The sequence below is a fragment of the Pectobacterium sp. CHL-2024 genome, from assembly GCF_044751765.1.
GTDB classification, from domain to species: Bacteria; Pseudomonadota; Gammaproteobacteria; order Enterobacterales; family Enterobacteriaceae; genus Pectobacterium; species Pectobacterium brasiliense.
The window spans coordinates 788,502-813,035 of record NZ_JBIXKO010000001.1 but is presented as its reverse complement, the minus strand read 5'-3'; the positions used below and the strand labels follow the sequence as shown (position 1 = coordinate 813,035).

Below are 24,534 nucleotides of genomic sequence, written 5' to 3'. Positions count from 1 at the left end.
ACGTTAAATTGAAACCCTTAAGATTATCAAACATGACTGAATCTTTTGCTCAACTCTTTGAAGAATCCCTGAAAGAAATCGAAACCCGTCCTGGTTCCATCGTACGTGGTGTTGTTGTTGCTATTGATAAAGATGTCGTACTGGTTGACGCCGGTCTGAAATCTGAATCTGCCATTCCGGTAGAGCAATTCAAGAACGCACAGGGCGAACTGGAAATTCAGGTTGGTGATGAAGTTGACGTTGCTCTGGACGCTATCGAAGATGGCTTCGGTGAAACGCTGCTTTCTCGCGAAAAAGCTAAACGTCATGAAGCATGGCTGACGCTGGAAAAAGCCTACGAAGAAGCTGCAACTGTTACCGGTATTATCAACGGTAAAGTTAAAGGCGGTTTCACTGTTGAGCTGAACGGCATTCGTGCGTTCCTGCCAGGTTCTCTGGTAGACGTTCGTCCGGTTCGCGATACGCTGCATCTGGAAGGCAAAGAGCTTGAGTTCAAAGTTATCAAGCTGGATCAGAAACGCAACAACGTTGTTGTTTCCCGCCGTGCAGTTATCGAATCTGAAAACAGCGCTGAGCGCGATCAACTGCTGGAAAACCTGCAGGAAGGCATGGAAGTTAAAGGTATCGTTAAGAACCTTACTGACTACGGTGCATTCGTTGATCTGGGCGGCGTTGATGGCCTGCTGCATATCACTGATATGGCTTGGAAACGTGTTAAACACCCAAGCGAAATCGTCAATGTGGGCGACGAAATCACTGTTAAAGTGCTGAAGTTCGACCGCGAGCGTACTCGTGTATCTCTGGGTCTGAAACAGCTGGGCGAAGATCCATGGGTCGCTATCGCTAAGCGTTACCCAGAAAGCACGCGTCTGACTGGCCGCGTGACCAACCTGACTGACTACGGCTGCTTCGTTGAAATCGAAGAAGGCGTTGAAGGTCTGGTACACGTTTCTGAAATGGATTGGACCAACAAAAACATCCACCCATCCAAAGTTGTTAACGTTGGTGATGTAGTGGAAGTGATGGTTCTGGATATCGACGAAGAACGTCGTCGTATCTCTCTGGGCCTGAAACAGTGTAAATCCAACCCATGGCAGCTGTTCGCAGAAACCCACAACAAGGGCGACCGCGTTGAAGGTAAAATCAAGTCTATCACTGACTTTGGTATCTTCATCGGTCTGGATGGCGGCATCGACGGTCTGGTGCACCTGTCCGACATCTCCTGGAACGTGGCTGGCGAAGAAGCCGTTCGCGAATTCAAGAAAGGCGATGAAATCGCCGCTGTTGTTCTGCAGGTTGACGCAGAGCGCGAGCGTATCTCCCTGGGCGTGAAACAACTGGCTGAAGACCCGTTCAATAACTACCTGTCTGTTAACAAGAAAGGTGCTATTGTTACTGGTAAAGTTACAGCAGTTGACGCCAAAGGTGCTACAGTTGAATTAGCAGACGGTGTTGAAGGCTATCTGCGTGCTTCTGACGCTTCACGTGACCGTGTTGAAGATGCAACTCTGGTACTGAGCGTTGGCGACAGCGTTGAAGCGAAATACACCGGTGTTGATCGTAAAAACCGCGTTGTTAGCCTGTCTGTTCGTGCGAAAGACGAAGCTGACGAGAAAGATGCAATCGCAACTGTTAACAACAAGCCGGAAGAAAACAATTTCTCCAGCGCGATGGCAGAAGCGTTCAAAGCAGCTAAAGGCGAGTAATCACTACGGTGGAATGAGCAACGTAAGTTGCTCATTCTTGTAACGGTAGTCAGTTATCCTGGTTATTGATAACCGCACTTGGAGGAGCTATGACCAAGTCTGAACTTATTGAAAGGCTTGCTGGACAGCAATCTCATATCCCAGCCAAAGTGGTTGAGGATGCAGTGAAAGAAATGCTCGAACAAATGGCTTCTACGCTAGCCGAAGGCGACCGTATTGAAATCCGTGGGTTTGGCAGTTTTTCACTTCACTACCGTGCACCGCGTGTAGGTCGTAATCCGAAAACGGGTGACAAAGTTGAGCTGGAAGGTAAGTACGTCCCTCACTTTAAACCGGGCAAGGAACTCCGCGACCGCGCTAATATTTACGGCTAATCGTTAGTCTTAAATACCAGCCTTATAAAAGCACCCACCTCGGGTGCTTTTTTACATTTATAACCATCATCTTCTCTGCACTTCCGTCGTTATGACGCATCGGATATATCATCCCGCGTTATCAATGACTGATAACGCGGGGAAATGCTTACTTATTGTGACGCGCTTTGAGGCGATTGATGATGGTCGCCAGATCTAAATCCTGATCCTGCAACAGTACCAGCAGATGGTACATTAAATCTGCGGCTTCGTTGGTCAGTTCTTCGCGATCGTGTACCGTAGCGGCTAGTGCGGCTTCCAATCCTTCCTCACCGACTTTCTGCGCAATGCGCTTGGTGCCGCTGGCATACAGACGCGCCGTGTAAGAGCTATCCGGGTCAGCATGTTTACGCTCGGCCAGCAGTTGCTCTAACTGATAGAGGAACGTCCAGTCGCTGGCAGCAGGTGAGAAACAGCTGCTAGTGCCAAGGTGACAGGTTGGCCCGATTGGGTTAACCAGAATCAGCAGCGTGTCGTTATCGCAGTCTGGTGTGATAGAGACAACATTCAGGAAATGGCCGGAAGATTCGCCTTTCGTCCACAACCGCTGCTTGGTTCGTGAGAAAAACGTGACCTTTCCGCTTTCTTCCGTGGCCGTTAAGGCATCCTGATTCATGTAGCCCAGCATCAACACTTCACCGGAGACGGCATGTTGCACGACAACTGGCAGCATACCGTCCGTTTTTTCCCAATCGAGCTGGTTTCGTTGTTCGTCGTTTAGAAAAACTGCTTCGCTTAACACACTCGAATCTCCACACCCTGTTGCTTAAGATATTGTTTCAGTTCGCCAATATTAATAATTTGCTTGTGAAACACCGATGCTGCCAGCGCGCCATCAACGTGGGCGGTTTGGAATGCATCCAGAAAATGTTCCATGGTGCCTGCGCCGCCGGAAGCAATAAGCGGGACATGACAGACATCACGCACCAGATTTAACTGGTGTAAATCGTAGCCGTTGCGCACGCCGTCCTGATTCATCATGTTCAGGACAATCTCACCCGCGCCGCGCTTTTGCACTTCTTCTACCCAATCCAGCGTTTCCCAGGTGGTGACTTTGGTGCGCGCTTCATCGCCGGTGTACTGATTGACATGGTAGCGGCCCGTCGCAGCATCGTGCCAAGTATCAATCCCGACGACGATGCACTGCACGCCATAACGATCGGCCAGGCGAGTAATCAGCTCAGGGTCGGCCAGTGCCGGTGAGTTGATGGAGATTTTATCCGCGCCGAAAGAGAGGATTTGACCCGCTTCTTCCACGCTTTTAATGCCGCCCGCCACGCAGAAAGGAATATCAATCACTTCTGCGACACGGGATACCCAACTTTTATCGACCACACGACCATCGGAAGAGGCGGTGATATCATAAAAGACTAACTCATCGGCCCCTTCCTGCGCGTAGCGCTGCGCCAGTGGGACGATGTCGCCGATGATTTCGTGGTTGCGGAACTGTACGCCTTTGACGACCTGACCGTTACGCACGTCCAGACAGGGAATTATCCGTTTTGCCAGCATGAAATAGCCTCCGCGACGTTGAATTTACCTTCCAACAGCGCACGACCCACGATCACGCCCTGCACACCGCTGCCGCGTAAATTGGCGATATCCGTCAGATTACCGATGCCGCCGGATGCCTGAAAGGCAATCTGTGGATAGCGCTGACAGATTTCACGATAGAGCTCGACGTTGGAACCGCTCAGCGTACCGTCACGAGAAATGTCGGTGCACAATACATGTTTCAGACCGAACGGCAGATATTGTTCGACGACCTGTTCAAGCGTGGCGTCTGAATTTTCCTGCCAGCCGCTGATGGCGACGAACTTCGTGCCGTTGGCGTCGATACGCACGTCCAGTGCCAGTACCAGTGCTTCTGCGCCGTAACGGGTGAACCATTGCTGAACGAGTTCCGGCTGCTTAACCGCGGTGGAGCCGATGACGACACGGCTGGCACCGGCTTTTAATAACGCTTCCACGTCCTGTTCGGTGCGGATACCGCCACCGATTTGAACCGGTACGCTAACGCCTGCCAACAGCGTGGTTAACAAGGGGATTTGGCGGGCAGAAGGATCTTTTGCACCGGTCAAATCCACCAAATGCAGCACGCCAGCCCCTTGTTGCTGGTAATCCTGCAAGCGGGGAAGCGGATCGCTACCATACTGGCGCTGTTGGCCATAATCACCCTGATGCAGACGGACAACCTGTCCATCAATCAGATCTAAAGCGGGAATAATCATGACGTTCTACATCTCCAGAAAGTTTTTCAGCAGCTGCGCGCCCGCAGCACCCGAACGCTCAGGGTGGAACTGCACGCCAAAGAAGTTATCTTTTTCCAGCGCGGCGGTGAAGGCTTCGCCATAGTTGGCCTGTGCAATCGTGTTTTCGCAGACCGGCATGGCATAGCTGTGAACGAAATAGAAATAGGCACCGTCATCGATATCGCGGAACAAACGATGTCCGGCCTTCGGAATGACCTGATTCCAGCCCATATGCGGCAGCGGTAAACCGTGGTCAACCATCTTTTTCACTGGCGTGTCGACAATCCCCAGCGTGGGGATGCCACCGTTTTCGTCGCTGTTTGTGCCCAGCAACTGCATGCCGAGGCAAATACCGAGAACGGGTTGGGTACAGGCCTTGATCAACGCAATCAGGTCGCGCTCTTCCAGTTGATTCATCGCGGCCTGCGCGGTGCCAACACCCGGCAGAAACAGCTTGTCCGCTTGCAGGACAATCTCGGCCTCACGGCTCACAACGGGCGTATACCCCAACCGCTGCACGGCGTAGGTCACCGAAGAGAGGTTAGCGCAGCCAGTATCAAGAATGACGACCTTCATCAGAGCACTCCTTTCGAGCTCGGCAGCGTGTCACCCTCGACGCGAATGGCCTGACGCAGCGTGCGTCCGAAGACTTTAAACAGGCTTTCCACACGGTGATGATCGTTGCGCCCTTTGGTTTTCAGATGCAGCGTACAGGCCATGGAATAAGACAGCGAGCGGAAGAAGTGTTCGACCATTTCCGTACTCAGATCGCCGACGCGCTGGTAGCTGAATTCCGCTTTGTATTCCAGATGCGGACGGCCTGAAATATCCAGCGCACAGCGTGCCAGACACTCATCCATCGGTAGGACGAAGCCAAAACGGCCAATGCCGCGTTTGTCGCCCAGCGCTTTGTTCAGGGCTTCGCCCAGTGCCAGACCGGTATCTTCCACCGTGTGGTGATCGTCAATGTACAGGTCGCCTTTCACTTCAATATTCATGCGGAACCCGCCGTGGGTGGCGATTTGATCCAACATGTGATCGAAGAAGCCGACGCCAGTGTTGATTTTGCTGCCGCCTTCCTGATCCAGCCAGACGTTCACATCAATCGCGGTTTCACGCGTGACGCGGTTGACGTGTGCATGACGGTCACGCTTGGTCAGCTGGTTGGTAATGGCTTGCCAGTTCAGTCCACCGCGTTGGTAGAGCAGGCCGGTGATGCCCATATTCTGTGCCAGTTGAATATCGGTCTGGCGATCGCCGATGACGTAGCTATTCGCCACATCCATCAGGCCACTATTCAAATAGGCAGTGACCAGTTCAGTCTTGGGCTTGCGGCAGGTGCAGTTATCCGCCGGCAGATGCGGGCAAATCAACACTTGCTCAAACTGGATGCCCTGCGATGTCAGAATCTGCATCATCAGGTTATGCGGTGGATCGAAGGTTTCCTGCGGAAAACTATCGGTTCCCAAACCATCCTGATTGGTGATCATCACCAGCGTATAGCCCGCTTTTTGCAGTGCCAGCAGCGAAGGGATGACATCTGGTTCCAGCGCCAGTTTATCCAGACGGTCAACCTGAAAATCCTCAGGCGGTTCAGCAATCAATGTTCCGTCACGGTCGATAAAGAGGTATTTCTGGCCCACGTGAGCTCCTTAAAATTAAGCGTTGATGCCCGGCAATGATTGTAATGCAGCAACAACGCGTTCACATTCGTAGCGGTTGCCGATAGTAATGCGCAAACAGCCTGCGAGGCTCGGTTGCTTATTTTGGTCACGCAGAATAATGCCCTGATCCCACAGCGTTTTAAATACAGAAGGGGAAGCGGTAAAGCGCACCAGCAAATAGTTACTCTCGCTGGGGAAGATTTCTTCAATGCAGGGAATGTCTTTTAAGGCATCGCTCAGCCAGCGGCGAGCGGAGGTAATTTCCTCAACATTCGCCTTCATTCTTGCGATCCCTTCGTGACTCAGCGCCTGCGCGGCGATATCTGCCACTGGGGTAGACAGCGGATAAGGGGCAATGACTTTCAGCAGAAGCTGAATCACTTCAGGGTTCGCCAGCGTGAAGCCACAGCGCAGTCCCGCGAGTGAAAAGGCTTTGGACAAAGTACGCAGAATCACCAAATGAGGAAACTCACTTAGCCAGACTGCGGTGGACGCCTGCGGACAGAATTCGATGTAGGCCTCATCGATAACGACCAACGCTTTGCCCTGTGCCAGCGTGAGCAACTGACGTAAATCCTCCCGTGCAATCAGGTTGCCGGTTGGGTTATTTGGGCTACACACGTAAATGACCTTCGTACCGTCCAACTGTGCTTCAATCGCATCGAGATCCAACTGCCAGTCTGATTTACTGGCTACGGTGCGACGTTCGACGCCAAACGTCTCAGCGCTGACGGCGTACATGCCGTAGGTTGGCGGACAGAACAGGATGGCATCTTTCCCCGGTTCGCAGAACGCGCGGATCAGCAGCTCGATACCTTCGTCGGCACCGCGGCTGACCAGAACCTGCTCCGGCGTTACGCCAGCATATTCAGCGTAACGGTTGATCACCGTGACCGGCTGACACTCGGGGTAGCGGTTCAGCGTTTGCAGCGTTAACTGAAACTCTGGTGCTTCAGGATATTCATTGGCATTCAACCAGACATCGCCGTTACCGCCCAGACGACGGGCAGATTGGTAGGGGGTCAACGCACGGACGTTGGCACGTGCCAGTTCTTCAATGCTGCTCATGCTTGCTCCTTCAGTGCTGCAACACGCAGGGTAACGGCGTTTTTGTGGGCGGTCAGCTGTTCGGCCTGTGCCAATATTTCTATGGTCGGTGCCAGTTGCAGTAACCCCTGCGGCGTGAGCTGCTGTACGGTCATACGCTTCTGGAAATCGGCCAGACCCAGGCTCGAATAAGTTGAGGTATAGCCATAGGTCGGCAGAACGTGATTAGTACCGGAGGCGTAGTCGCCAGCGGATTCCGGCGACCAGTCGCCAAGGAAGACTGAACCCGCGCTGGTGATGCTATCAACCAGTGACTCGGCGTTACGCGTCTGAATGATCAGGTGCTCTGGGCCATATTGATTGCTGATTTCAACGCACTGCGCTAAATCACGCGCGACGATGACGCGGCTGCTGGCAAGTGCCTGACGCGCGATGTCCGCACGGGACAGCTGCGTGAGCTGCTCTTCAACGGCGTCTGCCACGGCTTTGGCCATTGCTGCGTCTGGCGTGAGCAGAATGACCTGTGAGTCGGGGCCGTGCTCTGCCTGTGATAACAGGTCGGAGGCGACAAACGCGGGCGTCGCGCCGCTGTCGGCGATCACCAGAACTTCGGATGGCCCAGCGGGCATATCAATGGCCGCGCCATCAAGCTGCTGGCTAACCTGACGCTTGGCTTCCGTCACATAGGCGTTGCCGGGGCCAAAAATCTTATCCACTTTCGGCACGCTCTCGGTGCCAAATGCCATCGCAGCAATCGCTTGCGCGCCACCGAGCTGAAAGACTTCTTTAATGCCACACAGCTGTGCGGCATACAGAATTTCATCGGCAATCGGCGGCGGTGAACACAGCACGACGTGACCACAGCCAGCGATGCGGGAAGGCGTTCCCAGCATCAGCACGGTTGACGGCAGCGGGGCAGAGCCCCCGGGAATATACAGCCCGACGGTTGCGATAGGGCGAGTGAGCTGCTGGCAACGCACGCCCGGCTGCGTTTCAATATCGACAATCGGCAGTTTTTGCGCGTTGTGGAATGTCTCGATATTACGCACGGCGATCGCCATCGCCTGTTTGACGTCATCGCCCAGACGAGCGGAGGCGGCGGCGATCTCAGCCTCGGTGACGCGAATCGCATTCACCTGAACTTTATCGAACTGCGCGCTGTAGTCGCGTAACGCGCCATCACCACGGCTTTTCACGTTTGCCAGAATACCGCTCACGATGGCGGTAATGCGGTCTGACGCAGAAATTGCCGGACGAGTGAGTAACTGACGCTGCTCTTCTGCTGAACAGCGCTGCCAGTCAACGAGCGTGCTGAAGCTGCCAGTGCTATTGGTGTTATCAGCCATCGTCATCACTCCATCATTTTTTCAATAGGCAGGACCAGAATAGAGCTGGCACCCAATGATTTCAGCTTTTCCATCGTTTCCCAGAACAGCGTTTCGCTGCTGACCATGTGCATGGCAACGCGGCTTTGATCGCCAGCCAGCGGCAGAATGGTTGGGCGTTCGGCACCAGGCAACAGGGCGATAACTTCTTCCAGACGTTCGCTAGGCGCGTGCAGCATGATGTATTTCGATTCACGCGCCTGAATCACGCCTTGCATACGGGTCAGCAGTTTATCGATCAGCAGCTGTTTCTCTTCTGGCATCTCGCCGTCGCGTTGAATCAGGCAGGCTTTGGAACGGTAAATCACTTCGACTTCGCGCAGGCCATTGGCTTCCAGCGTGGCACCGGTTGATACCAGATCGCAGATTGCATCGGCCAAACCGGCGCGCGGAGCCACTTCGACGGAACCGTTGAGCAGACAGGATTTGAAATTGACAGATTGTCTGTCGAGATATTGTTTGAGCAGGTGAGGATAAGAGGTGGCGATACGTTTGTTTTGCAGACATTCAGGACCGGTGTAGGCTTCATCCAGCGGCATCGCCAGCGACAGGCGGCAGCCGCCGAAATCCAGACGGCGCAGCGTGAAATAACGCGGATCTTCGCCCTGTGCACGACGGTTTAACAGCTCTTCTTCCAGCACGTTTTCGCCGATGATGCCCAGATCGACAACACCATCCATGACCAGACCGGGGATATCGTCATCGCGTACGCGCAGGATATCAATCGGCATGTTTTCTGCGAACGCGATCAGGCGCTGTTGCTGTAAGTTGATTTTGATCCCGCAACGTGCCAGCAGTTCGCGTGAATCGTCGCTCAGGCGGCCTGACTTCTGCATTGCTATCCGTAAACGTGTTTTATCCAGCATGGAAACCTCATTAACCTGTCAAATTTAAATTTTTGGAAATAGAGCGAGCATAAAAAAACCCTCGGAAGATGATCTTCCGAGGGCTCTCTTTGTGTTCTGCGCCACTGGAAGATCTTAACGTCTTCCAGCACCAACTGCCCGAAAGACTAATCAGGATGATGGTGATGATGGTGGTTAAACAGAACGCGTGTCATAAAGTGTCTCTTTGTTGTGTCAGTATTTATTAAATTAATAATGATTTCTGTCGAATAACCTAAACCATGTTCGGGTTGTTGTGCAACATTTTTTTAGCAGATGTGGGAAGTTCGTTTTGGTTGCGTGATGCGTCTGCCTAATTGCACGAGATATCAGCCCATGATAGACAGAAAGCGCTGCTGAAATCGGACAGGCAGCCGTAGCGATGAGCGTAAAAGCCGTTTACTCTGTAAACATGTGTCGTGTTGATAACAGGCTCCTTGCAGGGGAGAACGGCTGATGAAAAAAGTATCGATTGTTGGATTGGGCTGGCTGGGTATGCCGCTGGCTCTGGCGCTGAATGGACACGGTTACCACGTGACAGGGACGAAAACCACTCAGGATGGCGTGGAAGCAGCGCGTATGAGCGGCATTGAGTGCTATCAACTGGCTCTGACGCCGGAGCTGGAATGTGACGCAGACGAGCTTAACGCGCTATTACAGGTTGACGTGCTGATCGTGACATTGCCCGCCAGTCGAACGGCGGAAGGGGGCGAAGGGTATGCGCAAGCGGTACAGCAACTGGTGAATATGGCGCGCGTGTTTCATGTCCCGCGTATTATCTTCACCAGTTCAACCTCGGTTTATGGCGATAGCAGCGGTACAGCAAGAGAAAACTCGCCGCTACAGCCGACGACGGTCGCAGGGAAAACGCTGGTGTCCCTCGAACAATGGTTGCAGCATCTACCTGATACTTCGGTGGATATCTTGCGTCTTGCGGGGCTGGTCGGCGGTGAACGCCATCCCGGGCGTTTCCTTGCCGGTAAAACCAATCTACCGCGCGGTAACCAGGGTGTGAATCTGGTGCATCAGGAAGATGTGCTGGCGGCGATCCTGCTGCTGCTTAAGCTTCCGAACGGTGGGCATATCTATAATCTATGTGCGCCAGAACATCCGGCCAAACAGGATTTTTATCCTGAACAGGCGCGCAGATTGCATCTGTCTCCGCCGCAGTTTGCTCCTGTAACCGACAGCGATCAGGGGAAGATTGTTGATGGGCAGCGTATCTGCCATGAACTCGGGTTTGAGTATCAGTACCCTAATCCTTCAACGATGCCGTTGAACGAAGGGGTATAGCGCTAACCGCAATGCGTGCTGGTTTGTTTGCCACGATTTTTGATACCGCGGCAGGGTTTCTGATACGCCCGGATGCGCATGAGGCCATCCGGGCGTGAAGCGTTAAAACGACGTCCAGTCGCTTTCTGACGATGTGGCTTTCTTATCTGCCGTTGACACGCGTTTTTGCAGCGCGTGTCGTGGCGTAGAGGATGACGTACGTGAGCCAGCGCGGTTGTCAGATTGGGACACGCGGAAGTGCTCAAGCAACTTCTCTAACAGCACGGCCTGTTCTTCCAGTGAGTTGGCGGAAATGGAGGATTCCATTACCAGCGAGGCGTTCTGCTGCGTCGTGGTGTCCAGTTCACTGATCGCCTGTGCGATTTGTCCAATTCCCCGGCTCTGTTCTTCAGAGGCGGAGGAAATTTCCCCCATGATGTCGTTCACGCGGGAAACGGAATCGACGATTTGCTCCATGGTTTCTCCCGCAACCGCCACAAGATGACTCCCCGCATTGGTACGCTCGACGGACTCTGCGATCAGGGACTCGATGTCTTTGGCGGCCTGAGAACTGCGCTGCGATAAACTGCGTACTTCGCCTGCGACCACGGCAAAACCACGCCCTTGTTCACCGGCACGGGCGGCTTCTACCGCAGCGTTCAGCGCCAGAATGTTGGTCTGGAAAGCAATGCTATTGATGACGGTAGTGATATCGGCGATTTTTTTGGAACTGGCCGCGATATTGTCCATGGTCGTCACAACCTGTTTCACGACCTCGCCGCCTTTCAGCGCATTCTTGGAGGCATCGGCAGCGATCTGACTGGCATGTTTGGCGTTGTCGGCGTTGTTTTTCACCGTTGACGTCAACTCTTCCATGCTCGCCGCGGTTTCAACTACGGCTGCCGACTGTTGCTCGGTGCGTGATGACAGATCGCTATTGCCTGTGGCAATTTTGCTTGCCGACTGGCTGACGCTACCGACGCTGTCCCGCACTTCGGAGATAACATGGCGCAGCTGTTCATTCATCGTCCCCATTGCGTGGGTAAGCCGCCCCAGTTCATCATGGCGATCGGTCTGAATCGAGGTGGTGAGATCGCCACTGGCAATACGTTCCGCCAGCGACAGGTTATGGATGATGGGTCTGGTGATAATCCGGGTGATGTAGATCGAAATGATGATACCGATAATCACGGCGATGAGACCGATAATCATGGTAACGGTAGCGGAGTGATAGGCCAGTTCATCGTTTTTCGCTTTGATAATGGCCGTCAGCGCGTTGATGTCTGCGCTGCTTTTCGTTCCAGCTCTCATGACCAAATACTCTGCTTTTTTCACGTCATCGAAAGCGGTGTAATAGTCTGCATTAATCTGTTGATATTGCTTGATGTAATTGCGTAACGCGTCAGCCTGATTTTTCAGGTCGGCAGGTAAAATCGGTAAGGCCTGATAGGCGGATTCCATTTCCGCATAACGGTTATTCAGCGCAGTGACTGTTTTCTCATCTTTTGTTATTTGCAGCTCATAACTCAGCTTTTGCACTTCACTTAACAAGAATGCCAGTCTGCTAATCGCGTAATAAGCATCGTTATCGGGGAATGAACTGGTGCTATGAATAGTCTGTGCAACAGGTTCCAGCGTGGCTTGTGCATGGAGTTGATTCATTTTCTCCTGAATAGCAACCGCTTTTTGTGTTGCAACAGACATTGCGGATACCGATGTCTGAAAGCCCTCTAAATTTTCTTTTAAGCTGTTGATGTGGCCTAACTCATCGGCGCTCCAGGCCAGCGTTTTTGCACTGTCTGTTAAGTCTGTCGCGCTTTTAACGAATTTCGCCAGAATATCTTTTGTCTTCTCATCAGGGGCGTAGAAATATTTAACACGATTTATTTTTGCCTGAAACACCTCAATATTGATGCTGTAAATAAGATTGGTTTTCTCATAGATATCTTTGATGTCTTTAAATCTTTTGGTACTAAGCGATGAGGCAACAATAACGAGTAATAAAATAATGCCAAATCCCGCATACAGTTTATGTGCGATTTTTGTGTTACGGATTCGACTGGCAAGATTCTGCATTATAACTCTCCATGTAGGACGATTTTAGTAATAATGACCACGGTTTTATTGCTAACTATTATTTTACTGTTAACGACAATGCCGTTTCTAAGCACGATTTCATTTCTAACTGCTGTTTCATTTATAACTACTATGAGTTATCGGGCTTTCTTATCGCGATGTTAGTGCCGAAGTAGGGGATAATAACATTTTGTGATGGCTATCAAGGCGGGCTGTGCAAATGCATAGTGTTTTATGGGAATACATCCAAAATAACGTAGCTTACTGATTATTTAACGATTTATTTATCGTTGAATTCAGCCCTGACCTCATATCAGGGCTGAAGGAGCGAATGCTAGAAGGTGGTCCAGCCTGAATCCTGCGATTGTTTTGATGCAGGCGGCAGGCGTTTCTGCTGTGGCGGCAAACCGGAGAGATTGGCTTTGGGTTTGCGCCCCTCATGATCGGACAGGCGGAAGTTCGCTACCATACTTTCCAGTATCGCAGACTGTTCTTCCAGCGAGTTAGCGGAGATCGAGGATTCCATCACCAACGCGGCATTCTGCTGTGTGGTGGTATCCAGTTCGCTGATGGCGCGGGAAATTTGCTCAATGCCGCGGCTTTGCTCATCGGAGGCGGAGGCAATTTCCCCCATGATGTCGTTAACCCGCGAGACAGAGGAGACAATCTGATCCATCGCCGTTCCCGCATTGGCCACCAGTTGTGTTCCCACATTAATACGCGACACCGATTCAGATATCAGGCTGGCGATTTCTTTTGCCGCTTGCGATGTGCGTTGAGAAAGCGTCCGCACCTCGCTGGCAACCACGGCGAATCCGCGACCTTGCTCACCGGCGCGTGCGGCCTCTACCGCGGCGTTCAGCGCCAGAATATTGGTCTGGAAAGCAATACTGTTGATAACGGCGGTGATGTCGGCAATCTTCCGTGAGCTGTCTGAAATGCCTGACATTGTATCCACTACATCCCGTACCACTTCGCCGCCTTTGTGCGCATTTTGCGAGGCTTCGGTACTGATTTGGCTCGCTTGTTTGGCGTTTTCGGCGTTGTTTTTCACGGTTGACGTCAGTTCTTCCATGCTGGCGGCGGTTTCTACCACGGCGGCAGACTGCTGCTCGGTGCGTGAGGAGAGGTCGCTGTTACCCGCGGCAATCTTGGCGGCAGAGGTGGACACGCTATCCACGCTGTCACGCACATCGCTGATCATATGGCGCAGTTTTTCGTTCATTCTCCCCATAGCGGCCGTTAGCTGACCCAGCTCATCATCGCGGTCAGCCACGATCGTTGACGTCAGATCGCCTGCGGCGATTTTTTCCGCCAGAGAAAGGTTATGAATCACGGGGCGGGTGATTTGGCGGGTAATCAGCAGCGAAATGATAATGCCGATCACGACGGCGATGAGGCCAATGATCATCGTGATGGTAGCGGAACCGTATGCCAGTGCGTCATTCTTCTCTTTGACGATAGCGATAAGTGCTTTAATAGAGGCGCTGCTTTTATCCCCGCCGACCTTTACGCCGTCTTCGGCTTTTTTCAGATTGTTGACGCTCTGGAAGTAGTCAGCATTGAGCTTTTTATAGCTGGTGACATAGCTTCGCAGCCCCTCTGCGGCGACCTGCTGTTCAGGCGTCAGTGCCGCAGTGGCGGCCTGGTAGCTGCTGTCAAAGCGACCAAAAGCCTCATCGAGCTTCTTCGCCGCATCGGCATTTTGCTTAAGCTGCAACTCATAGGATAACTGCTTGAGTTCTGAAACCTGCGTTGCCAAATCTTCAGCCTGATATTGCGTTGCGCTATCAGCAGGCTGCTGGCGCAATTTGGCGTAAAAATCCGCGGTAATGTTTTGCCCGTTGGCGGTGCTGATTTTGTCGCGATTTTCTACCACGCGTTGCGTGGCTTTCCCCATCTCGGTGATCGCGTTCTGGAATTCGGTCAGGTTCTGACCGAGCTCGTTGACGAGGGGAGCGCCTTCCGGACTCCATGAGAGCGTTTTCGCTTCAGTGGTTAACTCTGAAGCATGTTTAACGAAGCCCGCCATGGTTTCACGCGACTTCTCTTCATACGAATAAAAATACTTCAGGCGGTTTATTTTGGCCTGAAAGACTTCGATGTTGATGTTGTAAATAAGGTTGGTTTTCTCATAAATATCACGAATTTCTCTGAAGCGACCTGCGCTCAGTAGCGATGCAATGATGACCAGTAGCAGGATCACCCCAAACCCAAGATACAGCTTTTGGGATATTTTAAGATTTCTGATTTTTTTGGCTAAGAACATGACGTCTCTCCGGGGATGAATTACTGGTGTCGGGTGTTAATAACGATATGATCCATGGTGTTTATCGGATTTATAGTGGTTTTTTTTAGTGTGAGTGAAGAAACTAATAATAATTTGTGAGGCTTCTCTCTTATTGTTGGACAACTGCACAGCAGGCACCGGTTGAATTACCAATCTGTATTACGTTAATCGTTATAAGAATAAGCGCAGAAAATCGGCATTGTTTTTTAATTTTTAAAAAATAGAGAAGAAAATGGTTAACTTAGACATGTATTGAAATATAAATAGGATAAAAATAACGAATGGTTAAGTTTGGACTTAATGCGGGTGAAGCGTACCCAAGTTGTGAATGACGTTATTACCTTATCTGACCTTTATCATAATTTTTATCGCACACCGTCGCGAATGCCCTATGACGGCTAACCTCGCCGCCATAGGATAGGGGACGGGATCTAGTGGGTGTTTTTTGTGCGATACAGCCGGCGTGGGTGGCCAATCTTGCCGTAACGCATTTCGATGTCGAGGAACTGGTTTTCAACGCAGAACTCCAGATAGCGGCGCGCCGTCGTTTTGCTGAGCCCAGTTTTTTCGACGATATCATCGACAGAATAGAGTGTCTCGCCGTCATCGTTGGCAAAAATCTGCTTGATCAGCCCCAGCGTGTTCTCTTCAATACCTTTTGCTGACGAGGAGGTGGCTGTGCCGGATGATTGCAGCTGATAGAGAATATCGACGTTCTGCTGATCGACAATTTTGTAGGTGTGCTGCGTTTTCACGAATTGAATAAATCGCTCCAGCGAAGAGCGCAGCCGTGGGTAGGAGAGCGGTTTGATAATGTAGTCAAAGGCCCCGCAGCGAATCGCCTGAGCGCAGGTATTCATATCGCTGGCGGCGGTAATAAAGATGACGGAACAGTCCATCCCTTTGAGCAGTTGGCTTTCAATCAGCGAAACCCCTTCGCCGTCAGGTAAATAATTATCCAGCAGGATCAGGCGCGGCCTGTGCTGCTGAAGGAGCTTTTTGGCTTCAAAAAGCGTAGCGGCAATCCCGACGACACGCAGATTGAAATGTTTCTCAATAAATTCAGCATGAATAGTTGCCAGCTTACTTTCATCTTCAACGATTAAAACATCGAAATGTTCAGTGTGCTGCATGGTGTGAATCCCTGTTAGTCTCTGAATTATAAAATAGTGTGTCCGCTATACCTCAAGCGGCCTGTGCGTTGTTCACTACGCGCCGCTCAACTTATTGGGGGGACATCGGAATAAATAGGGAAAATATGCTGCCATTCGGCTGGTTGGCCGAGACTTCGATCATTCCCTGAGCCTGATTGACGTAGCTTGCTACCAGATGCAGCCCCAGCCCGTGATCGCCCTGTGTTTTGCTGGTCACGCCCATTTCAAACAGGCTGTCGGCAATGGCCGGATCGATACCTGTTCCCTGATCGGCGACTTCAATAACCAGCTCTTGTTCGCTGTTATAGATATACACCTCGACAGGATAATGTGGCGCGGTGGTGGCTAATGTGGCTTCCATCGCGTTATCCAGCAAATTACCAATGATGGACATCAGTTCCGTTTCGCTCAGCGTGGGTGGAATGTGGGTGAGCTGGCAGCGTGGGTCGAAAACAATCTCAATGCCTTTTTCCCGTGCCGTCGCGTACTTGCCCAGCAGCAGTCCGCACAGCGCGGGTGAACAGAATCGGCGCGAAACAAAATCCAGCACCACCTGCGCGCTTTCGGACTGCGCTTCAATATATTTGATGGCTTCGTCATAGCGTTTTAGGTGCAGTAGCCCAGCCAGCGTCGCTGTCCAGTTCAGCTGCTCGTGGCGCAAAATGCGCAGACTATTCGCGTAACGCTTCACCTGACTGAGTTGCATGCTAAGTGTATGAATATCGTTTTTACCGCGGAAGCTGATGACCCAGCCCTGAAGCTCATCTTCCAGCATGATCCGCACCCGGCTGGCAATCACGGTAGCGTGGTTAAAACGACAGATTTCATCGTGGGTGTCACTGTTCCACATGGCCTCGCCGGAGAAAAAGGGCACAGGCTTAATGACGGTATCAATCGGCTTGCCGCGCAACAGGTAAGACGGTTCGTTCAGTCCGAGGATTTCTTTGGCGGCATGGTTAATGGCGGCAATGCGGTGCTGCTTATCGATGGCGATCACCCCTTCGTAGATCGATTCGAGCAGCGCCTTCTGCTGCCTGACCAGCATACGAATCTCAAGAGGTTCGAGGCCAAACATTTGTTTCTTTAGATTACGCGAGAACCACCAGGAAAAGAGAAACAGCGCGACAAACATCGCCAGAATCGCTAGCAGGATATGCGCCAGTTTACTGAACGTCAGATTATCGATATGGGTTTTTAGATAGCCGACGGAGACGATACCAATAACCTGACCGTCAGCGACGATTGGCGCTTTGCTGCGTAGCGAGACGCCTATGCTGCCGTGGCGCACGGTGATCACGCTTTTTCCCGCTAATACGTCGAAGTTATCGCCGCCGACCATCTGCGTGCCGACGAGCTTGTCGCTTTCCGCGTATTCAGAATGAAACAGATGACGCGCCTGATTATCGCCGATCACGATATAGCTGGCGTCGCTGCGCTGTTTTAATTGCTGCGCGAGGGTGTATATCTGTTTGATATCTCTATTTTTTACCGATTCAACCAGTGTTGGGATGATGGCGATTTCTCTGGCCTGTACCTGCGCGCGCGTACCCAGCTCGGAATACAGCTGCTTATCGATATCGTGATAATAATAAATACCCGTCATCAGAAGTAATGAAGAGAAGAAGACGATCAAATAGATAAATAATTTGATATGAAAGGAAAGTCCCACTCTCATGATGTGCGGTAACCTGCTGATGAACGAAAAATAGCTGATGAATTTATCACGAATGGTAATAAGAATGGGCTGAGAGGAAAAAACTTGTGAGCAATAACACGTTTAAATATGTTGTTACCAATATGATGAGGGTAATAAATAGATAAAATTAAACGCATCTGTTTTCTTTAATAAACAACTTAATTACGTTTTATCAACATAGTCATTTTTAGGAAATAAAAACCATAAACTCCATAGAAACCGTAAAGTTTATTTTGCGCGTAAAATCATCTAACTGCCTGCGTAATAAACGATTTTTTAATATAAACCATAAAAACCATAAACGCCTTTAAAACTCATTTTTTAATTTGAAGGGAATCACATAATAATAGCTAACCGCCCCCTATCATTCGCGGACAAAATAAAACGGGGACAGAGTTATGAGTACAACTGATGATTCATATATTGTGGTAAATAATGAGGCGGCTGGGAAGGCCTCATTAAAGGAAAAATGGTGGCACGTTCTGGATACCTATAAAGTAGGTATTATCCCTGTGCCACTCTTTGTGCTGGCGGGGGTATTAATCGGCATCGACTGCCTGAGTGGCAAGCTGCCGAGCGACATCGTCGTGATGGTGGCGACGCTGGCGTTCTTCGGGTTTGCCTGCGGCGAATTTGGTAAACGTCTGCCGATTATCGGCAAGATGGGGGCGGCGGCAATCTGCGCGACCTTTATCCCCTCGGCGATGGTGCATTATGGCCTGCTGCCGGACGTTGTCGTTGAATCCACGACCAAGTTCTATAAAAGCACCAACATCCTGTATCTCTATATCTGCTGCATTATTGTCGGCAGCATCATGAGTATGAATCGGCAGACGCTGATTCAGGGCTTCCTGCGTATTTTCTTTCCTATGCTGTGCGGTGAAGTTGCCGGCATGCTGGTGGGCATGGGCGTAGGTATTGCGCTCGGCCTGGATCCGTTCCAAATCTTCTTCTTCCTGATTCTGCCGATTATGGCGGGTGGGGTGGGTGAAGGTGCTATCCCATTGTCTATCGGCTATGCCACGATTCTGCATATGGAACAGGGTGTTGCGCTGGGACGCGTCTTGCCTATCGTCATGTTGGGCAGCCTGACCGCGATCATCCTTGCCGGTGTTCTGAATCAGTTGGGTAAACGCTATCCACACCTGACAGGTGAAGGCGAACTGATGCCGAATAAAGACAATAACCTGAGTGGCGGCGCAAGCAGCGCACCGGCTTCTGCCTTTAGCGGCAAAGCAGACGTCACGACGATTGCCTCTGGCGCGCTGCTGGCAATCCTGCTGTACATGGTGGGTATGCTTGGTCACAAAGTCATTGGCCTGCCTGCACCGGTTGGCATGTTGTTCGCGGCGGTGCTGGTGAAGCTGGCTCACGGTGTTTCACCGAAAATGCTGGAAGGTTCTCAGGTCGTTTACAAATTCTTCCAGACCTCTGTGACGTATCCGATTCTGTTTGCCGTTGGCGTGGCGATTACGCCGTGGCAGGAACTGGTGAACGCTTTTACGATTCAAAACCTGCTGGTGATTATTTCTACCGTGGTGACGCTGGTCGCGACCGGTTTCTTTGTGGGTAGAAAAATCGGTATGCACCCGATTGATGTTGCCATTATTTCCTGTTGCCAGAGCGGACAGGGCGGTACCGGTGACGTCGCCATTCTGACGGCAGGTAATCGTATGGTGCTGATGCCATTCGCGCAGATTGCCACGCGTATCGGCGGTGCGATTAACGTGTCGATTTCACTACTGGTGCTCGCCAACTTTTTAGTCTGATGCCATGCAGAAAATAAGAAGGCGCTGGGCTAAAGAAAGATTGTATTAAAAATAAGTTGAGTTAACGAAATAAAAACCGCCAATGCGCGTGGGCTTATTTTGCACAGGAAATATTATGAAACTTGCAAGCTATCGTTATAACGGTAAGGACAGTTACGGCATTTATACGCCAACGGGATTAATCGATCTCGGCGGTAAAATTGGCCACCGCTATCCCGATCTGAAAACACTGCTGGCGCAGAATGCGTTACAGGTGGCACACGAATTCAGTATGTGCACTCCGGATATTCCGGTCGCGGATGTGACGTTCTTACCGGTTATTACCGCACCAGGGAAAATCCTGTGCGTGGGGATGAATTACGCCGCTAAGCGTCAGGAATTTAATGAAGAGAATCCCGCGCCAACATTATTTGTGCGCTTTGCGGATTCGCAAACCGGACACGCGACGCCGGTGATCAAACCGCATTACTCCAGCGAGTTTGATTATGAAGGTGAGCTGGCGGTCGTTATCGGTAAAGGTGGACAGAATATTGCTCAGGATGTCGCTCTCTCTCATGTTGCAGGCTACAGCTGCTACATGGATGGCTCTGCGCGTGACTGGCAGCATAGCTGGTTTACCGCAGGCAAGAACTGGCAGAAAACCGGTGCGTTCGGTCCCTATCTGACCACCACGGATGAAATTCCCGATCCGCATGTGCTGGCAATCCGCACCTATCTGAATGGCCGCATGGTGCAGGACGACAATACCAGCAGCATGATCCACAAAGTGGCGGAATTGATTGAATACATCAGCACCTTCACCGAACTGAGTGCTGGCGATGTGATCATTACCGGTTCACCGGGCGGCGTGGGTAAAAAACGCAATCCGCCGCTGTTTATGAAAGCGGGTGACTGCATTGAAGTTGAAATCGAAAACATTGGCCAGTTGCGTAACACGATCGTGGATGCCGCTGCGCCGGTGAAATCGGTTCCGGCTGCCGCTGAAGCCGTCGCGCACTGAGTGCAAATGTAAGTACCAGGCTGCCGGCGCTAAACCGGCAGCCTGCAATAGATTGCCTAAATAATTCGAGTTGCAGGAAGAACCGTGATGTATGCCAATGATTCCGTCTTTTTTGACACGCTGGATGTGCGCCTTCGGGAGCAAGAGAGGAACGCGGTGCGCCAGTTCCTCGCACACTGCCAGCTCGGCATGGATGACGATATTGACATTGTTGTGGTGGGCAAACGGGGCGGGCGGCTGATTGCCTGCGCAGGGCTGGCCGCCAACACCATAAAGTGCGTTGCGGTCGATCCTGAATTCAGACACCTCAATCTGGGCGTGCAGGTGGTGAATGAAGTCATGCAGCAGGCGGCGCAGCGCGGCCACTTCCACTTGTTTCTCTATACCCGACCTGAAAATGTCGACATCTTTCGCGGATGTGGCTTCTACCCGCTGGTGTGTTATCAGGACAGCGCGGTACTGATGGAAAACACGCCGATTGGCATCCAGCAGTATTGCCAGTCTTTGGCGGCCTTTGCATACCCTAAACCGCTTGCGACGCGGACAGATAAAAAGATCGGCGCGATTGTGATGAACGCGAACCCTTTCACGCTGGGTCACCGCTATCTGGCCGAGCATGCGGCACAGTCGTGTGACTGGCTGCACGTCTTCGTGGTGCGTGAAGACGTGTCCTTTTTCCCGTTCAGCGAGCGTCTGGAGATGGTGCAGCGCGGCGTGGAACACATCCGCAATGTGACGGTACATGTCGGTTCGAACTACATGATCTCTAAGGCGACCTTTCCCGGCTATTTCCTGAAGGAAGAGAAACTCATCACCCGTGCTCATGCGGCGCTGGATTTACTCATTTTCAGGAAATATATCGCGCCGGCGCTCGGTATTACCCAGCGCTTCGTCGGCACCGAACCCTTTTGCCCGGTGACGTATCAGTACAACCAGGACATGCACTACTGGCTGGAGAAAGACCAGACGGTGTCTTCCCCGGCGCTAAGCGTGGTTGAAATTGAACGTAAACGGCAAACCTCAGGACTGGCTATTTCCGCTTCGGAAGTCAGGAAATTACTCAAGCTTCGGCAGTACAGCCGTATTCAGGACATCGTGCCAGCCTCAACCTTTGCGCATTTACAGCGCTATTACGAGCCCGAATACGCGTAATTAAAATTAATCAGGATAAGTCTATGAAGATTGTTAAGGAGTCCCTTGCTGGCACCTTTGAATCCAGTGATTTGCTGGTCAAAGTGGCACCGGCTGACGGGAAACTCACCGTGGTCATTAACAGCGAAGTCATGAAACAGTTCGGTCACCAAATCAAACAGGTCGTGAATGACACGCTGAAAGAACTGGGCGTACAGGAAGGGACGATCATTGTGGATGACAAAGGCGCGCTGGATTGTGTCATCCGTGCTCGCGTGCAAAGCGCGGTACTGCGCGCCGCAGACGGACAGCAGATTGAATGGGAGAAATTGTAATGAATAAGCTTCGCCGCAGTATGTTGTTCCTCCCGGGCGCGAACGCCGCCATGCTGTCCAATGCGTTTATCTATAAGCCTGACTCCATTATGTTCGATCTGGAAGATGCCGTTTCCCTGCGCGAGAAAGATACCGCGCGCCTGCTGGTTTTCCATGCGCTCCAACACCCGATGTACCGTGATATTGAAACCGTCGTGCGTATCAACCAGCTCAGTACGCCGTTTGGTCTGTTGGATCTGGAAGCCGCCGTGCGCGGCGGTGCGGATGTGATCCGTCTGCCGAAAACCGATTCCACCGACGATGTCGATGAGCTGGAGCAGCATCTGGTTCGTATCGAAAAGGCCTGCGGCCGTGAAGTCGGTTCCACTCGCATTATGGCAGCGATCGAGTCTGCGGTCGGCGTGATTAACGCGGTCGCGATTGCACGCTCTTCCGAGCGCATGATCGGGATAGCGCTGGCGGCGTTCGACTACGTGATGGATATGCAGACGGAACGCGGTGACGGCACGGAGCTGTTTTATGCCCGTTGTGCGGTGCTGCACGCGGCTCGCGCTGCCGGTATCGACGCCTTCGACGTGGTCTATCCCAACGTCAATGACGATGCAGGCTTCCTGAAAGAGGTCGATCTGATCCGTAAGCTGGGCTTCAACGGTAAATCCCTGATTAACCCGCGTCAGATTGAGCTGTTACACAACGCCTATGCGCCTACGCAGGATGAAGTGGACTATTCCCATCTGGTGATCAAAGCCGCTGAAGAGGGCGAACGTGCCGGTCTGGGCGTTATTTCCCTAAACGGAAAAATGATCGACGGGCCGATTATCGACCACGCCAGAAGAGTTCTGGAACGTGCTCAGGCCTCCGGCGTTCGCAAATAGCCATTGCGTGATTGCACCGCAATTGTCGCTCTCAGGAATCACAGGATTAGACAATGAGTCATTTTATTGAAGCACTGCAAAAGCAGTACCCGGAAAAACGCCATCTGCAACCCTTCGTCAACGCGAATCAACATACGCCGTGGCTGAATGATGTCGCACAAAAACATGAACGCAAACTGTGCGCCGATCTGGAAGAGGCGATTCGTCATAGCGGACTGAAAGACGGGATGACGATCTCTTTCCACCACCATTTCCGCGAAGGCGATAAAGTCATTAACCGGGTGATTGATACGCTGGCACGGATGGGTTTTCGCGATCTGACGCTGGCATCCAGCTCGCTGATGAGCTGTAACGCATCGCTGATCGATCATATTAAAGCGGGCGTAGTCAGCCGGATTTATACCTCGGGGATGCGCGGCAAATTGGCCGATGCCATTTCTCACGGATTAATGAAAGAGCCGGTACAGATTCATTCCCACGGTGGTCGCGTCCATCTGCTGCAAAGCGGTGAACTGAATATCGACGTCGCTTTCCTGGGGGTGCCGTGCAGCGATGAATTTGGCAATGCCAACGGTACCGTCGGGAAATCCAGCTGTGGCTCGCTGGGCTATGCGATGGTCGATGCGCAGTTTGCCCGCAAAGTGGTGCTGTTGACCGAAGCGCTCGTGCCGTTTCCGAACATGCCGGCCAGCATTGTGCAGGATCAGGTGGACTACATCGTTCAGGTCGATGAAGTTGGCGATCCGGCCAAAATCAGCGTAGGTGCGGCGCGTGTTACCAGCAACCCGCGTGAGCTGCTGATTGCCCGTTCCGCGGCAGACGTGATTGAACATGCCGGTTATTTCAAAAATGGTTTCTCGATCCAGACCGGTTCCGGCGCGGCCTCGACGGCCTGCACGCGTTTCCTCGAAGATAAAATGCGTCAGCAGAACATCGTGGCGCGCTTCGCCCTCGGCGGCATCACGGGTGGTATCGTCGATCTGCACGAAAAAGGGCTGATTGAGAAACTGATCGATACCCAGTGTTTCGATGCCAATGCAGCCGCATCGCTGGCGAAGAACCCGAATCACGTCGAGATCTCCACTAACGTTTACGCTAATCCCAGCTCTAAAGCGGCCTGCTGCGATCAGCTGGATATGGTGATTCTCAGCGCGCTGGAAATTGACACTGACTTTAATGTCAACGTGATCACCGGTTCCGACGGCGTGATGCGCGGTGCGTCTGGCGGACACTGTGACGTCGCGACGGCAGCGAATCTGACCATCGTTGTTGCGCCGCTGATTCGTAGCCGCATCCCGACCGTGGTGCGTCAGGTGACGACGCGTGTTACGCCGGGAGAAAGCATTGACGTACTGGTGACCGATCACGGTATTGCCGTCAACCCTGCGCGGCCTGACGTTGCTGAACGCCTGAAACAGGCGGGGCTGACGGTGATGACGATTGAAGCGCTGTATCAGCGTGCGATTGCGCTGGTAGGCGAACCACGCGCTATCGAGTTTCACGATCGTATCGTCGGCGTTATTCGCTACCGCGATGGCAGCGTGATTGACGTCGTTCGTCAGGTGAAAGAAGCCGACGAATAAGC

At 52.0% G+C, this 24,534-nt stretch carries 22 protein-coding genes and 1 other annotated feature; of the genes, 9 read left to right on the top strand and 13 right to left on the bottom strand.

Annotated elements, in window-relative coordinates; genetic code table 11:
• Positions 1–32: 32 nt before the first annotated feature.
• The gene (gene rpsA, locus ACIPUG_RS03635; protein ID WP_010277167.1) at positions 33–1,706 is read left to right on the top strand and encodes a 30S ribosomal protein S1; all 1,674 of its coding nucleotides are present in this window, start codon (positions 33–35) and stop codon (positions 1,704–1,706) included.
• Positions 1,707–1,795: 89 nt separating this feature from the next.
• Complete coding sequence (gene ihfB, locus ACIPUG_RS03630) at positions 1,796–2,080, top strand: integration host factor subunit beta (protein WP_005967571.1); 285 nt, start codon at positions 1,796–1,798, stop codon at positions 2,078–2,080.
• Between the two features lie 148 nt (positions 2,081–2,228).
• Here ihfB and hisIE read toward each other — a convergent pair whose 3' ends face one another.
• The 9 genes from hisIE to hisL all read right to left on the bottom strand — a co-directional run bounded on the left by hisIE (position 2,229) and on the right by hisL (position 9,527).
• Positions 2,229–2,861, bottom strand: a complete 633-nt coding sequence (hisIE, locus tag ACIPUG_RS03625) for a bifunctional phosphoribosyl-AMP cyclohydrolase/phosphoribosyl-ATP diphosphatase HisIE (protein ID WP_400337330.1) — start codon at positions 2,859–2,861, stop codon at positions 2,229–2,231.
• Positions 2,855–3,631, bottom strand: a complete 777-nt coding sequence (gene hisF, locus ACIPUG_RS03620; RefSeq protein WP_010277156.1) for an imidazole glycerol phosphate synthase subunit HisF — start codon at positions 3,629–3,631, stop codon at positions 2,855–2,857. The genes hisIE and hisF overlap by 7 nt, the downstream gene beginning before the upstream one ends.
• Entirely contained in the window at positions 3,613–4,350 is a 738-nt protein-coding gene (gene hisA / locus ACIPUG_RS03615; protein WP_039276326.1) for a 1-(5-phosphoribosyl)-5-[(5-phosphoribosylamino)methylideneamino]imidazole-4-carboxamide isomerase, read from the bottom strand. Before hisA ends, hisF begins: the two co-directional genes overlap by 19 nt.
• A 6-nt stretch (positions 4,351–4,356) precedes the next feature.
• A complete protein-coding gene (gene hisH / locus ACIPUG_RS03610; RefSeq protein ID WP_014915086.1) occupies positions 4,357–4,947 on the bottom strand; it encodes an imidazole glycerol phosphate synthase subunit HisH in 591 nt (196 codons plus the stop codon).
• Entirely contained in the window at positions 4,947–6,014 is a 1,068-nt protein-coding gene (gene hisB, locus ACIPUG_RS03605) for a bifunctional histidinol-phosphatase/imidazoleglycerol-phosphate dehydratase HisB (RefSeq protein ID WP_039286954.1), read from the bottom strand. Before hisB ends, hisH begins: the two co-directional genes overlap by 1 nt.
• A 15-nt stretch (positions 6,015–6,029) precedes the next feature.
• A complete protein-coding gene (hisC, locus tag ACIPUG_RS03600) occupies positions 6,030–7,103 on the bottom strand; it encodes a histidinol-phosphate transaminase (protein WP_039519201.1) in 1,074 nt (357 codons plus the stop codon).
• Positions 7,100–8,428, bottom strand: a complete 1,329-nt coding sequence (hisD, locus tag ACIPUG_RS03595; RefSeq protein ID WP_400337328.1) for a histidinol dehydrogenase — start codon at positions 8,426–8,428, stop codon at positions 7,100–7,102. Before hisD ends, hisC begins: the two co-directional genes overlap by 4 nt.
• Positions 8,429–8,433: 5 nt before the next feature.
• The gene (hisG, locus tag ACIPUG_RS03590; RefSeq protein ID WP_010277135.1) at positions 8,434–9,333 is read right to left on the bottom strand and encodes an ATP phosphoribosyltransferase; all 900 of its coding nucleotides are present in this window, start codon (positions 9,331–9,333) and stop codon (positions 8,434–8,436) included.
• Positions 9,334–9,382: 49 nt separating this feature from the next.
• Positions 9,383–9,504: a sequence feature (His leader region), on the bottom strand.
• Positions 9,480–9,527, bottom strand: a complete 48-nt coding sequence (gene hisL, locus ACIPUG_RS03585; RefSeq protein WP_106389040.1) for a his operon leader peptide — start codon at positions 9,525–9,527, stop codon at positions 9,480–9,482. (Overlaps the previous feature by 25 nt.)
• 280 nt (positions 9,528–9,807) lie before the next feature.
• On the opposite strand from hisL, the gene ACIPUG_RS03580 reads away from it, so the two are divergent.
• Positions 9,808–10,644 carry an SDR family oxidoreductase gene (locus ACIPUG_RS03580; protein WP_400337326.1) on the top strand — a complete coding sequence of 279 codons (837 nt, stop codon included), beginning with the start codon at positions 9,808–9,810 and terminating at the stop codon, positions 10,642–10,644.
• 102 nt (positions 10,645–10,746) lie between these two features.
• On the opposite strand, the gene ACIPUG_RS03575 is transcribed toward ACIPUG_RS03580, so the two are convergent.
• The 4 genes from ACIPUG_RS03575 to ACIPUG_RS03560 all read right to left on the bottom strand — a co-directional run bounded on the left by ACIPUG_RS03575 (position 10,747) and on the right by ACIPUG_RS03560 (position 17,818).
• Positions 10,747–12,699 carry a methyl-accepting chemotaxis protein gene (locus ACIPUG_RS03575; protein WP_400337324.1) on the bottom strand — a complete coding sequence of 651 codons (1,953 nt, stop codon included), beginning with the start codon at positions 12,697–12,699 and terminating at the stop codon, positions 10,747–10,749.
• Between the two features lie 334 nt (positions 12,700–13,033).
• On the bottom strand, positions 13,034–14,968 hold the full coding sequence (locus ACIPUG_RS03570) for a methyl-accepting chemotaxis protein (RefSeq protein WP_400337322.1): 1,935 nt from the start codon (positions 14,966–14,968) through the stop codon (positions 13,034–13,036).
• Between the two features lie 452 nt (positions 14,969–15,420).
• A complete protein-coding gene (locus tag ACIPUG_RS03565) occupies positions 15,421–16,122 on the bottom strand; it encodes a response regulator (protein ID WP_014915093.1) in 702 nt (233 codons plus the stop codon).
• Between the two features lie 91 nt (positions 16,123–16,213).
• Positions 16,214–17,818, bottom strand: a complete 1,605-nt coding sequence (locus ACIPUG_RS03560) for a sensor histidine kinase (protein ID WP_039286932.1) — start codon at positions 17,816–17,818, stop codon at positions 16,214–16,216.
• A 419-nt stretch (positions 17,819–18,237) separates the two neighbouring features.
• On the opposite strand from ACIPUG_RS03560, the gene ACIPUG_RS03555 reads away from it, so the two are divergent.
• The 6 genes from ACIPUG_RS03555 to citF all read left to right on the top strand — a co-directional run bounded on the left by ACIPUG_RS03555 (position 18,238) and on the right by citF (position 24,532).
• On the top strand, positions 18,238–19,608 hold the full coding sequence (locus ACIPUG_RS03555) for a 2-hydroxycarboxylate transporter family protein (protein WP_400337320.1): 1,371 nt from the start codon (positions 18,238–18,240) through the stop codon (positions 19,606–19,608).
• A gap of 115 nt (positions 19,609–19,723) precedes the next feature.
• Positions 19,724–20,608 (top strand): fumarylacetoacetate hydrolase family protein, encoded by an 885-nt coding sequence (locus ACIPUG_RS03550; protein WP_203450376.1) that lies wholly within the window; start codon positions 19,724–19,726, stop codon positions 20,606–20,608.
• Between the two features lie 87 nt (positions 20,609–20,695).
• Entirely contained in the window at positions 20,696–21,760 is a 1,065-nt protein-coding gene (gene citC, locus ACIPUG_RS03545) for a [citrate (pro-3S)-lyase] ligase (protein WP_400337317.1), read from the top strand.
• A gap of 23 nt (positions 21,761–21,783) precedes the next feature.
• The gene (gene citD, locus ACIPUG_RS03540; protein WP_010277114.1) at positions 21,784–22,074 is read left to right on the top strand and encodes a citrate lyase acyl carrier protein; all 291 of its coding nucleotides are present in this window, start codon (positions 21,784–21,786) and stop codon (positions 22,072–22,074) included.
• On the top strand, positions 22,074–22,949 hold the full coding sequence (gene citE / locus ACIPUG_RS03535) for a citrate (pro-3S)-lyase subunit beta (protein WP_205533000.1): 876 nt from the start codon (positions 22,074–22,076) through the stop codon (positions 22,947–22,949). The genes citD and citE overlap by 1 nt, the downstream gene beginning before the upstream one ends.
• A gap of 53 nt (positions 22,950–23,002) precedes the next feature.
• Positions 23,003–24,532: a citrate lyase subunit alpha gene (gene citF, locus ACIPUG_RS03530; protein ID WP_039469014.1), complete on the top strand. Its 1,530-nt coding sequence runs from the start codon at positions 23,003–23,005 to the stop codon at positions 24,530–24,532.
• Positions 24,533–24,534: the final 2 nt, after the last annotated feature.